This window comes from Halotia branconii CENA392 (genome assembly GCF_029953635.1).
Taxonomy (GTDB): Bacteria; Cyanobacteriota; Cyanobacteriia; order Cyanobacteriales; family Nostocaceae; genus Halotia; species Halotia branconii.
Map to the genome: position 1 here is coordinate 2,786,913 of NZ_CP124543.1, position 13,377 is coordinate 2,800,289.

Consider the following 13,377-nt stretch of genomic DNA (forward strand, 5'->3'; position numbering starts at 1 on the left):
CTATTAAACGATTGACAGCGAACTTAACTTTCCACTAAAGCCAGTAATTTCAATAATGGCATCTGTGGTGGCTGAAAATCCTTTGGTCGCATCATTGAGAGCTAAAAATGTGCGCTGTTCATTACCTGTACCTAAGCTAAATGTCGCCGCCCTATTTGCAGCAAACGTAGATTGGTTTAATAAAGTTTGGATTTCCGACTCAGTTAAAGTGTTGATTGTGCCAAGATTGGCAACTTTAGCGGCTGAAACTGCTTTTTTCCCATCGATGGTATCTAAACAGATATTAAAATCGGTAATTACATCAAAATTGGACAGTAAAGAATCCGTGAGATGCTGAAAAACAAATTTATCATGACCACCGCCACGGCCACCGACAAGGATATCAGCGCCAGCACCACCAATCAAGGTGTCATTACCATTCAGACCATAGAGTTGGTCATTACCAGCACCGCCAATGAGTTTATCGTTTCCTTTTGTGCCGTAAAGAGTTAAACCCTGTACTAAATCATCATTGATAGATTTAGATATGAGTTGACCTTTGTCATCATAACTGTAGCTGACAAGAGTATCATTGACTCCATCATGATTATTATCAATGTATTCAGAGATCAGGCGATCGCTAACATCGTAGATATATGTGGTGACTTCATCAACGATACTGTCATTATTATTATCAAAGTTTTTGGTTGTTAACTGACCATCGGTATTGTAGTTGTAATTTGCGATCGCATCTATGCTGCCGTCATTATTTTGGTCAATTTGTTCGGATGTTAGTTTACCATTAGCATCGTAAATGTATGTGGTGACTTCATCAACGATACTGTCATTATTATTATCAAAATTCTTGGTTATTAACTGACCATCGGTATTATAGCTGTAATTTGCGATCGCATCTATGCTGCCGTCATTATTTTGGTCAATTCGCTCAGATAGTAACTGACCATTGACATTATAAATGTAAGTTGTAACCCCAGCATCACTGTAGCTGGCACTAGTGCGTCCGTAGCTGTATTTTGTGATAGTTTCAGCCTCGCCGTTGCCGTCGTAATCATAGCTGATGGATGTCAGATTACTATAAGCATCAAAAGTATAATTAGTGATTCTCTCAGCTTGACCATCACCATTGTTGTCATAGCTTTCAGATGTCTTGTTACCTTTGGCATCGTAGGTATAGCTAACAACTTTATCAGCCTGACCATCACCATTGTTGTCAGTGGTTACAGATGTTAAGTTGCCATTAAGATCGTAAGTATAGCTAACAATTTTATCAGCTTGACCATCACCGTTATGATCATAACTTTCGGATGTCTTGTTACCTTTGGCATCGTAAGTATAGTTCGTGAGACTATCAATACTGCCATCACCATTACTATCAACGGCTATAGATGTTAGTTTTTCTTGAGCATTGTACGTATAAGTGCTGCTATAGTCAGCTTGACCGTCAGCATTGTAGTCAATACCTACATAAGTTAAATTACGAGCAGCGTTATAACTATAGGTATAGATTTTATCAACTATACCATCGCCATTGTTATCGTAGCTTTCAGATACGCGATCGCCATTGGCATCGTAGATATAAGTGTTGGTATTATTAGCTATACCATCGCCATTGTTATCATAGCTTTCTAAAATGAGATTGCCATTGGCATCGTAGGCATAAGTATTAATATTATTAGCTATGCCATCACCATCGTAGTCAAAACTTTCTGATGTCTTGTTACCGTTAGCATCGTAAGTGTAAGTATTGATGCGGTCAACAATTCCATCACCATTATCGTCAAAGCTTTCAGATGTTTTGTTACTGTTAACATCGTAAGTATAATTATTGATGCGGTCAATTGTGCCGTTGCGATCGTCATCAAAGCTTTCAGATGTGCGGTTGCTATTAATATCGTAGGTATAAGTATTAACTGAATCTGTTATACCATCGCCATTATTATCGTATTTTTCGGACGTGCGGTTGCTATTAGCATCATAGGTATAGGTAGTAACTGAATCTGTGATACCGTCACCATTATTATCGTATTTTTCAGATGTCAGATTGCCTTTGGCATCATAGCTATAGCTATAAATAAAATCAGGTGTGCCGTCATTATTATTGTCAACACTTTCGGATAACTTGTTGCCGTTGATGTCGTAACTTAAGGTGCTGATAGACTCAGCTACTCCATCACCATTGGAGTCATAAGCTATAAATGTTAGGTTGCCATTGGCATTATAAATATAAGTATTAATACTATCAGCTATGCCATCACTGTTAGTATCATAGCTTTCGGATGCTAAATTACCGTTAGCATCATAGCTATAGATTTTATTGCTATCAGCAATACCATCACCATCGTTATCAAAGCTTTCAGATATGCGATCATAGCGGTAAGTTATGACTGAATCTGTGATGCCATTATTATCATTGTCAATGTTTTCGGATATGAGTTTACCGTTGGCATCGTAGGTATAAGTTGTGGTAGATCTCAGTGAAGTCATAATCTTATATAAAAAGTTTAACCTATATGGCAACCATAACTACGTATTCCATATTTTGCAGGCGTGAATATACTTAAAATCCAATATTTAGTAGGCGCGTATAATTACGACCTTGCAATAAATTCAATTATTAAAATCATTTGTAGTTAAATATCATGAACCATAGAAAATTTATATTTTTTATTACGAAAGTCTTGTCATAAAAACAAGATGTGTATGATGAATTGAGGATTTTAAATTATGCTAATAAATATCAATTTTTTAAACGTAATACTTTCAACAGAATCAACTTTTTAAGGGATTGTTGAAGTTAAAAATAATGCTGAGAAAAAGCAATAATTGATACAACTTGAAATTTCCGAAATATCATCTTCATTACAACTTTAAAAATTGTTTACAGGCACAATGGGGGCAGAGAAACAATACTATTAATTTGCGCTCGGAGACGAAGAATGGTAGCGATCGCAGAAAATGTTCAGCATCGGCTAACTATACAGACTGTAGAAATTGCCCCTAACACAACGGCGATTCGTTCTCTCGACTGGGATCGCGATCGCTTCGATATCGAATTCGGACTGCAAAACGGTACGACTTACAATTCCTATTTAATTAGGGGCGAACAAACAGTTTTGATTGATACTTCTCACCAGAAGTTTCGTCAGCTGTATTTAGACACACTTAAAGGTCTGGTAAACCCCAAGACTATTGATTACATTATTGTCAGCCACACAGAGCCAGACCATAGCGGCTTAGTAGAAGATGTGCTTCAGTTAGCTCCTAGAGCGACTGTATTGGCTTCCAAAATTGCGCTTCAGTTTTTGGAAGGTTTGGTACACGATCCCTTCTCGAAGCGGATTGTCAAAAGTGGCGATCGCATCGATATTGGCAAGGGACACGAAATTGAATTTGTGAGTGCGCCTAACCTGCACTGGCCTGACACTATCTTTAGCTACGACCGCAAAACCCAAACTATCTTCACCTGTGATGCTTTTGGGATGCACTTCTGCGACGATCGCACCTTTGATGAAGACTTAGAGGCGATTGAAGCTGACTTTAGATTTTACTATGATTGTCTGATGGGGCCTAATGCTCGTTCTCTATTGAATGCCATGAAGAGAATGAGTGAACTTGGCAAGATTAACATTATCGCCAACGGTCACGGACCTTTGTTACATCATCATTTAGATGTGCTGACCGGGTGTTACGACAGTTGGAGTCAAAGACAAGCGAAAGCAGAAACCACCGTCGGCTTGTTCTATGTTTCCGAATACGGATACAGCGATCAGTTAGGTATGGCGATCGCTGAAGGCATCCAAAAAACTGGAGTTGCCATAGAGGTTATCGATCTTAGCACCGCCGGATTGCAAGAAATTCAAGAACTCGCAGGTAGAGCCGCTGGTCTAATTATTGGGATGCCCCCAACAACTGCTGTAGCAGCTCAGGCTGGTATCAGTTCCTTGTTATCAGTTGCTAAAGACAAGCAACTGGTGGGGCTATTTGAATGTTATGGCGGAGATGATGAACCCGTTGATACAATTCGCAGAAAATTTATTGACTTGGGTGTAAAAGAAGCCTTCCCAGCGATTCGGATTAAAGAAGTTCCTACCGCCAGTACATTCCAGTTGTGCCAAGAAGCAGGTACAGACTTAGGACAGTTGCTAGTGCGCGAACGCAACATCAAGCAGATCAAATCTCTTGATGTGAACATGGAAAAAGCCTTAGGACGGATTAGCAGCGGACTGTACATTGTCACCACCAAAAAAGGTGATGTGTCAAGTGCCATGTTAGCTTCTTGGGTATCGCAAGCAAGTTTGCAACCATTAGGATTTACAATTGCCGTCGCCAAAGACCGCGCCATTGATTCCTTGATGCAAGAAGGCGATCGCTTCGTCCTCAACGTCTTGGAAGAAGGAAATTATCAAGAACTCAAAAAACAATTCCTCAAGCGCTTACATCCTGGCGCTGACCGATTTGCTGGAGTCAAAACCCGAACCGCGAAAAACGGTTCCCCAATTCTGACAGACGCTTTGGCATACATGGAATGTGAAGTACAAAGCAGCATGGAGTGCAGCGACCACTGGATTGTCTACTGCACCGTTCAAGAAGGTCGTGTTTCTAAACCCGATGCATTAACAGCAGTTCGTCATCGCAAAGTAGGTAATTACTACTAATAGGGCATAAGAAAGAAGAATTGGGGCAGGGTGCGGGGTGCAAGGGGGATGAAGAAAAATTAGCTCTTTCTCCTTTTCCCCCTGCTCCCTGCCCCTCTGCCTCCCCTGCCTCCCCTACTTCTTCTCCCCGCCAGCATTTCACAACTTCCATGAGCTTTCTAAATTCCTTGACTGGCTTCATGCAATCGGCTAAAAACTGGGCAAAATCTACCCGGTTTTTCCATTTTTTTTCTACACTTCACCGAAAATCTATGACCGATTCCAAACCCCGTGACGTACAAGTTCTCCCCATTGCTACAAATACTAAAATCCTCAAAGCACGTAGTTGGTCACGTTTGCGGTTTGAAATTGAATACGCACTAGAAAGAGGTACTACCTCTAACTGCTATTTGATTGAAGGTGATAAAACTGCAATTATTGACCCGCCAGCGGAAAGCTTCACCGAAATTTATCTAGAGGCGTTGCAGCAGACTCTAAACTTGAAAAAGTTGGATTATGTGATCCTTGGTCATTTTAGTCCTAACCGTATTCCCACTCTCAAGGCAGTTCTCGAACTAGCGCCACACATTACCTTTGTCTGTTCTTTACCTAGCGCTGCACATTTACGTAACGCTTTCCCAGATAACACACCAGAAATTTTGGTGATGCGGGGGAAAGAAACTTTAGATTTAGGTAAGGGTCATGCTTTAAAATTCTTGCCTATTCCTAGTCCTCGTTGGCCAGAAGGACTTTGTACCTACGACCAACAAACCCAAATTCTTTATACAGATAAACTCTTCGGTAGTCATATCTGTAGTGATGAAGTTTTTGATGAGAACTGGGAATCATTTAAAGAAGACCAGCGCTATTATTACAATTGTCTGATGGCTCCTCAAGCGACCCATGTGGAAGCAGCTTTGGAGAAAATATCAGATTTCCAGGTGAGAATGTATGCTGTCGGTCACGGGCCTTTAGTACGCACTGGCTTAATCGAACTCACCAAAGCTTATGCAGAATGGAGTCGTTCTCAAAGAGATCGAGAAATTTCTGTGGCTCTACTTTATGCGTCAGCTTATGGCAATACAGCAACCCTGGCACAGGCGATGGGTTTGGGGCTAACCAAGGGAGGAGTCGCAGTCCATTCAATTAATTGCGAATTTGCTTCACCTGATGAAATCCGTACTGCTGTAGAACAGTCGGATGGTTTTGTAATTGGTTCTCCAACTATCGGTGGCCATGCACCTACTCCGATTCATACCGCTTTGGGTATCGTGTTAACCATTGGTGACAACAACAAACTAGCTGGGGTGTTTGGTTCCTACGGCTGGAGTGGTGAAGCGATAGACATGATTGAAGGTAAACTGCGGGATGCAGGACACCGCTTTGGATTTGAGAGTTTGAAAGTGAAGTTTAAGCCTGATGATGTTACTCTCAAATTCTGTGAAGAAGTCGGTACAGACTTTGCCCAAACACTGAGAAAAGCTAAAAAAGTGCGCGTACCCCAGCAATCTGCTACTCCTTTAGAACAAGCAGTGGGTAGGATTGTCGGTTCAGTATGCGTGATTACTGCCAAACAAGGAGATGTGTCTACCGGGATGTTAGGCGCTTGGGTATCACAAGCAACCTTTAACCCACCTGGTTTAACTATTGCGATCGCCAAAGATAGAGCAGTAGAATCTCTCATGTATCCAGGAGGTAAATTCGCTCTAAATATCCTGGCTGATGGTAATCATTTAGATTACATGAAGCATTTTCGCAAAAACTTTGCCCCAGGAGAAGATCGGTTTGCCAACTTTAGCACCACAGTTGCAGATAACGGCTGTACTGTAATCACCGATGCTTTAGCTTATGTAGAATGTTCGGTCAGCCAACGCATGGAATGTGGCGACCATTGGGTAGTATATGCAACTGTTGACAACGGTAAATTAATTCAACCTGATGCGGTTACTGCTATTAATCATCGCAAAACAGGTACTCATTACTAAACAATTGTAACGGCTTTTAGTTGAGTAAGTTACAGTTTTTACCTCTCTCTTTCTTTTGAAAAGAGAGAGGTTTTGAATTTTTCCCCTTCCTGTAGCTTTGATAGAGTTAGATTTTCGGCGTTGCATAAATGCGGGATGAATTAAAATTTTTGACCAAAGCAAAAGATTGATTCTTCGCGCCTTTGCGCCTACCCTGCGGGAAGCCGCTACCGTGTCTATGCACGAAACAAAATTCATCCCTTGATTCAGCAATACCAGATTTTCTATTAATCAAATAAGTCTGATATAGGACTCCTATTTGATTTTTGAACACGATTTAGTACATATCTATCCCTTCTTAACTGTTCCCTGTTTCCTGTTCCCTACCTACACAAATAAATTCACCGAATCAAACCGGATTACTATATCAGTTTCCGTATATCTGCGGATTTCTGATCATAAATATTTAATTAGGAACTTTTCACTTAAAGGTTAGTCTAGCGAGTTTGGCAGAAATATTTCAGTAAGATTCCGCAATTGCCACCAAGACAACTGAATAAGTAACATGTCATCTTTAACTAGAAAATCAGTATCTGGCAATTCTTATATAAAATGCCAACTACTGCTGCCACGCCTTCATATTAATTGTTCCTCCTATGACCGCACAAAACAACAAAATTAAATTTCCTATTTGGCAGTATCTAAACCAACCTTTGTTTAGTAATGATTCTCAATTAGAATTGAATCCTCGCCGCTTTGCCCAAGGCTGGCGGATTCAACTTCTTCAACGGTGTTGGACTAAAGAATGTGACGCTAAAGGACCTCAACAGCATTAGATTCTTATAAACACTGTTGCACTGAATACCAATTAATAAACTAAGCCTCGTCTCAAGAACGTGGCTTTTTGCCGTTTATTAATATATTGACGGTCATATTGTCAATAAAAATTAACTACTAAACATCATAGGAAACTAATTATACGTTACCTAAAGTCTAAGTAGAGACATAGCACTGTCTTTACTTGGGAGATAGACAGCGCAGATATTGCCTCGTAAACGGCAGTGTCATTATTACTACTAAAAACTGAGTAATCTAACTAATGTAACTATTAAAACATCTCTTTCGGAAGTTAAATTTCCGCAAACAAGTTAATCTAAGATCCCGTTGCTTTAAAAATTCCTGCTCGAAGGGGTATTGATCAGGGATATCCTCAGAGATATATTTGGCTTGTGCTTGGAGACGTATATGTCTTTTGTACCATTACATATTCATAGTGACTACAGTTTGCTTGATGGAGCAAGTCAGCTACCAGAGTTGGTAGATCAAGCGATCGCACTGGGTATCAAAGCGATCGCCCTTACCGATCATGGTGTCATGTATGGTGCTGTCGAATTAATTAAGATTTGCCGTAGTAAAAACATTAAGCCAATAATTGGCAACGAAATGTATATCATCAACGGTGATATTGAAAAACAAGAACGTCGTCCTAAATATCATCAAGTCGTCTTAGCTAAAAATACTAAAGGTTACAAAAATTTAGTTAAATTAACCACTATTTCTCATCTCCAAGGTGTACAAGGTAAAGGGATTTTTTCTCGTCCTTGTATCAATAAAGATTTACTCAAACAATATCATGAAGGTTTAATTGTTACAAGTGCTTGTTTGGGTGGTGAAATTCCTCAAGCAATTCTCAGCGGTAGACCCGATGCAGCGCGTAAAGTTGCCAAATGGTATAAAGAAGTATTTGGTGATGATTTTTATCTAGAAATTCAAGACCACGGCTCTCAAGAAGACCGAATTGTCAATGTAGAAATTGTCAAAATTGCGCGGGAATTAGAAATCAAATTTGTTGCTACTAACGATTCTCATTTTATTTCTTGCTTTGATGTTGAAGCACATGATGCTTTGTTATGTATTCAAACTGGCAAGCTCATTATTGAAGATAATCGGATGCGTTATAGCGGTACAGAATATCTGAAATCCGCCGAAGAAATGCAGTTATTATTTCGTGACCATTTGCCAGATGATGTCATAACTGAAGCTATAGCTACTACCGAAGAAGTTGCCGATAAAGTTGAGCCTTACCATATTATGGGCGAGCCTCAAATTCCTACTCCTCCTATTCCCTCTGGTCACACTCCCGATACTTATGCCGAAGAGGTAGCTTGGCAAGGACTTTTAGAACGATTAAATCGCAAATCCCGTACCGAAGTTGATCCAGTCTATAAAGAAAGATTGGAATATGAACTTAAAATGCTTCAGCAAATGGGTTTTTCTACATACTTCTTAGTTGTGTGGGACTATATCAAATTTGCTAGAGATAATAATATTCCTGTAGGTCCAGGACGTGGTTCAGCTGCTGGTTCTTTAGTTGCTTATGCAATGCGAATTACCAATATTGATCCAGTACATCATGGATTACTATTTGAACGTTTCTTGAATCCAGAACGGAAGTCCATGCCTGATATTGATACAGATTTCTGTATTGAAAAGCGAGATAAAGTTATTGAATATGTAACAGAAAAATACGGTAAAGATAGAGTCGCCCAAATCATTACTTTTAACCGTTTAACTTCTAAAGCTGTTTTAAAAGATGTTGCCAGAGTATTAAATATTCCCTACGGCGAAGCCGATAAAATGGCGAAATTAATTCCTGTAGTGAGGGGTAAACCGACTAAACTCAAGGTGATGATTTCTGATGCAACTCCAGAACCAGAGTTTAAAGAAAAATACGATAATAACCCTCATGTTCGTCATTGGCTTGATATGGCAATGCGAATCGAAGGAACTAACAAAACCTTTGGTGTTCATGCCGCAGGTGTGGTAATTTCTGCTGACCCATTAGATGAAATTGTGCCGCTACAAAGAAACAATGATGGTTCTGTAATTACCCAGTATTTCATGGAAGATTTGGAATCGATGGGTTTGTTGAAAATGGATTTTCTGGGTTTGCGGAACTTGACATTGATTCAAAAAACTATTGATTTGATTGAACAAACCAATGGCTATCGTATTGACCCAGATGAAATTACAGGTCAAGAAAGAAAAGCTCAGAAAATATTAGCTAAAGGTGAACATAGCACTTTACCAAAAGATGTACAGAAATCTTACGAACTTTTAGAAGCGGGTGAATTAGAAGGAATATTTCAATTAGAGTCTTCTGGAATGCGTCAAATAGTACGAGATTTGAAGCCTTCTAATATAGAAGATATTTCTTCAATTTTGGCACTTTACCGACCAGGCCCATTAGATGCAGGATTAATTCCTAAATTTATTAACCGTAAGCATGGACGGGAAACGATTGATTATCAAAGCCCTATTCTTGAACCAGTATTGAATGAAACCTACGGAATTATGGTTTATCAAGAGCAAATTATGAAAATTGCTCAAGATATGGCTGGATATTCTTTAGGACAAGCTGATTTGTTACGCCGTGCAATGGGTAAAAAGAAAGTTTCGGAGATGCAAAAACAGCGAGAAAAATTTGTTGATGGTGCAGCTAAAAATGGAGTCAAAAAACAAGTAGCTGATGAATTATTTGAGCAAATGTTAAAATTTGCTGAATATTGCTTAAGTTATGACACAGAAATATTGACTGTAGAATATGGCTTAATGCCTATTGGCAAGATTGTAGAAAAAAATATTAAATGCACTGTTTATAGTATTGATAGTAATGGTAATGTTTATACGCAACCAATAGCACAGTGGCATCATCGCGGTCAACAAGAAGTTTTTGAATATTGCTTAGAAGATGGTTCAACAATTCGGGCAACAAAAGACCATAAGTTTATGACTACTGATGGTCAGATGTTACCAATTGATGAAATTTTTAAACGGGGATTGGATTTGATGCAAGTTAAGGAGTTACCAAGATAAAATTATTGCTCATTTTGTGCTTCAAATAATATATTGTTTTACAATTTAGTATTATTTAGTCATAGCCAGATACAAAAACACCCTAGCTCTAGGCGTTAGCTAAAGCCAGGGAATGTCAGATTGCAGATACTGGAGAAAACAATCAATTTCGGTGATTATTAGTGTAGCGAACCCTAGTACCCGCCCAGAGCAACTTCTCTCGTAGCGTCTGATAGTATGAGTTGTTTTCTCGCAAAATAATAAACTTAGCCCGACAATCAGCCATTCGCACATCAACACGATGTCCAGGCCAAATTGAAGTAGCTAAGACCCCATCTGTCCATAGCTTAGTACTCAAATCGTAATCTCCCAGAGGCCAAATACTAACAACTACGCCAGGAGGCAAAACCAGAGGGCGACTAGAAAGACTCATGGGACAAATGGGAGTGATGGTAATCGCTTCCATACCATCGTGCATGATTGGGCCATTAGCAGAAACTGTGTAACCTGTAGAACCTGTAGGAGTGGAAATAATCAATCCATCTCCTACATATTGATCGACTACCTCACCGTCAATTTCCATCTCTAGAATTGAGGTTATCATGCGATCGGCAGAAGCAGGTTTGACACAAAATTCATTCAAACCCAAATAGCGTTCAGTCACTGGTTCTAAATTCGTACCATGCCCCTCATACACGGCTGCTTGTACCATCATTCGCCGCTGGATAGCATAGCGATCCTCAAACAGCCGATCCCAAACCTTCTCTGTGTCTTGAAATTCATCTACTGACTCGGTTAAAAAGCCCAGATGACCACCCACGTTCACTCCTAAAATGGGGATACCAGCTGGGGCTAAATGTCTGGCACTAGTTAGAACAGTACCATCACCACCAAGTACTAAAGCCAAATCGATGGGTTGACCAGCGGAAGCCAAAAACACCGGATAAGGGTTATCTTTAGGGCCACTAGGCCCCATCAAAACTTGGCAATTGCGATTTTCCAGTTGTTTGGCGCAGAGTTCTGCCCAGCGTTTACTTTGAGAATCTCGCGCCTTATAAGCAATGATTACCTGCTTGAGTTGCACACGCAATTACCATTTCAGGAGATTAAACTGCTCCATATCGACGGTATCACGGTTGCGATAAATGGCAAGCACGATCGCTAAACCTACCGCCGCCTCAGCAGCTGCCACGGTAATCACAAATACTGTGAAAACCTGACCCTTAATTAATGTTGAGTCAAGAAAGTTGGAAAATGCCATTAAATTCAGATTAACAGCATTGAGTAGTAACTCAATTGACATCAGCACCCGTACAGCGTTGCGGCTGGTAATTAAACCATAAATACCGATGCAGAACAAAGCTGCTGCAAGTAATAAAAAGTACTGGAGTTGCATGAATTTTTTGTCAGTTGTCAGTGGTCAGTTGTCAGTTGTCAGAAGGCAGTACTTCGACCCTTTGGCAAAGCTCAGGGCAACGCAAGCTACTTAGGTTACGCTCAGTGACTAGGAGGCAAAAAGAAAGACATAGTAGACATAATAAATATATTTTTCTCTAGTCCCTAGTCCCTAATTTATTCCCGACGAGAATCACCACGATGGGTATTAGGATCGCTGGATGCAGTTTTTATGCCTGTTGATACTAGTTCTCTGGGACGTTCTGGCAAAGTCAAAACGGTTTGTGACAATTCTGAAGTTGTTGATGGTTCTGGCAAATACTCACGACGCGCCAAAATAATCGCTCCTACCATTGCCATTAGCAACAAAATAGAAGCCAGTTCAAAAGGTAACAAAAAGTCGGTAAAGAAATGCTCACCAATCAAAATTACGGAACTTTCGCCAGCTACAGCAGAAGTTGAATATGCCCAAGGAGTCGCTAATACCATTACACTCAAAAGCGCAAATAATCCTAGACTGACAATGGCGGTGAGTATCTTCCTAACTCCAGCGCTAGGAAATGGTGCAAAATCCTGGCGTTTGTTTACCAACATAATGGCAAACAAAATCAGCACATTCACTGCCCCCACATAAATCAATACTTGTGCTGCTGCGACAAAGTCACCATTTAGCAATAAGTATATTCCTGCCATGCTGATGAATACGCCTCCTAGCATAAAAGCAGAATAAACGATGTTAGAAAACAGCACTACACCGATGGCTGCACCAATCATCATTACACCTAATATGCCAAACGAAACAAACTGTACTCCTTCGGCTAGATTCACTATTTTTTGTCCTTTGTTCAGTTATTAATTGTCAGCGATGCACTGAGCTTGTGGAAGTGTTGTTAGTTACTAATGACTAATGACTATTTTTCAGTTTGTTCCATAAGGTCTTCTGGATGCGAACCAGCGCGAGGCGCATCAGTAGGCAGATCATGTGGGTCCATAACACCCTTGGGTAAGTAAACTAATTCACGTAAGGGTGTAACCATTGGGTCATTTGTGACTTTGTAGGGTAGGCGACCAAGTGCTACGTTGTCATAGTTTAATTCGTGGCGATCGTAAGTGGAAAGCTCATACTCTTCTGTCATTGACAAACAGTTAGTTGGGCAAAATTCCACACAGTTACCACAAAAAATACAAACTCCAAAGTCAATGCTGTAGTGCTTAAGTTTTTTCTTTTTGTTAGCTTTCTCAAATTCCCAATCGACTACAGGCAGATTAATCGGACAAACCCGAACACAGACTTCACAGGAAATGCATTTATCAAACTCAAAATGAATCCTGCCACGAAACCGTTCGCTAGGAATCAGTTTTTCATAAGGATATTGCACAGTAACCGGACGTCGGCGCATGTGGTCGAAAGTGACAGATAGTCCCTCACCGATATAACGACCGGCTTGTACTGCTTCTTTGGCGTAATCACCAACTTGCTTTAAGAACTTTAGCATCGTGTTTTACTCTCTCTCTTCAGGTCATAAGAG

At 40.1% G+C, this 13,377-nt stretch carries 9 protein-coding genes; 4 read left to right on the forward strand and 5 right to left on the reverse strand.

Features of this window, described 5'->3' with window-relative positions; all coding sequences use genetic code 11:
- Window positions 1-3 precede the first annotated feature (3 nt).
- Window positions 4-2,484 carry a bluetail domain-containing putative surface protein gene (locus QI031_RS12205; protein ID WP_281485405.1) on the reverse strand — a complete coding sequence of 827 codons (2,481 nt, stop codon included), beginning with the start codon at window positions 2,482-2,484 and terminating at the stop codon, window positions 4-6.
- A 452-nt stretch (window positions 2,485-2,936) separates the two neighbouring features.
- Between QI031_RS12205 and QI031_RS12210 the strand changes: the two genes are divergently transcribed.
- From QI031_RS12210 to QI031_RS12225, 4 genes are all read left to right on the forward strand, one after another.
- On the forward strand, window positions 2,937-4,655 hold the full coding sequence (locus QI031_RS12210) for a diflavin flavoprotein (RefSeq protein WP_281485406.1): 1,719 nt from the start codon (window positions 2,937-2,939) through the stop codon (window positions 4,653-4,655).
- Between the two features lie 251 nt (window positions 4,656-4,906).
- The gene (locus QI031_RS12215; RefSeq protein ID WP_281485407.1) at window positions 4,907-6,619 is read left to right on the forward strand and encodes a diflavin flavoprotein; all 1,713 of its coding nucleotides are present in this window, start codon (window positions 4,907-4,909) and stop codon (window positions 6,617-6,619) included.
- Between the two features lie 635 nt (window positions 6,620-7,254).
- The gene (locus tag QI031_RS12220; protein ID WP_281485408.1) at window positions 7,255-7,434 is read left to right on the forward strand and encodes a hypothetical protein; all 180 of its coding nucleotides are present in this window, start codon (window positions 7,255-7,257) and stop codon (window positions 7,432-7,434) included.
- Between the two features lie 409 nt (window positions 7,435-7,843).
- Window positions 7,844-10,474: a DNA polymerase III subunit alpha gene (locus QI031_RS12225; protein ID WP_281485409.1), complete on the forward strand. Its 2,631-nt coding sequence runs from the start codon at window positions 7,844-7,846 to the stop codon at window positions 10,472-10,474.
- A gap of 142 nt (window positions 10,475-10,616) precedes the next feature.
- Here QI031_RS12225 and QI031_RS12230 read toward each other — a convergent pair whose 3' ends face one another.
- The 4 genes from QI031_RS12230 to ndhI all read right to left on the reverse strand — a co-directional run bounded on the left by QI031_RS12230 (window position 10,617) and on the right by ndhI (window position 13,344).
- A complete protein-coding gene (locus QI031_RS12230; protein WP_281485410.1) occupies window positions 10,617-11,537 on the reverse strand; it encodes an NAD(+) kinase in 921 nt (306 codons plus the stop codon).
- 6 nt (window positions 11,538-11,543) lie between these two features.
- Window positions 11,544-11,849, reverse strand: a complete 306-nt coding sequence (gene nuoK, locus QI031_RS12235) for an NADH-quinone oxidoreductase subunit NuoK (RefSeq protein WP_006199065.1) — start codon at window positions 11,847-11,849, stop codon at window positions 11,544-11,546.
- 176 nt (window positions 11,850-12,025) lie between these two features.
- Window positions 12,026-12,676 carry an NADH-quinone oxidoreductase subunit J gene (locus QI031_RS12240; RefSeq protein WP_281485411.1) on the reverse strand — a complete coding sequence of 217 codons (651 nt, stop codon included), beginning with the start codon at window positions 12,674-12,676 and terminating at the stop codon, window positions 12,026-12,028.
- Window positions 12,677-12,759: 83 nt separating this feature from the next.
- Window positions 12,760-13,344 (reverse strand): NAD(P)H-quinone oxidoreductase subunit I, encoded by a 585-nt coding sequence (gene ndhI / locus QI031_RS12245; protein WP_281485412.1) that lies wholly within the window; start codon window positions 13,342-13,344, stop codon window positions 12,760-12,762.
- Window positions 13,345-13,377: the final 33 nt, after the last annotated feature.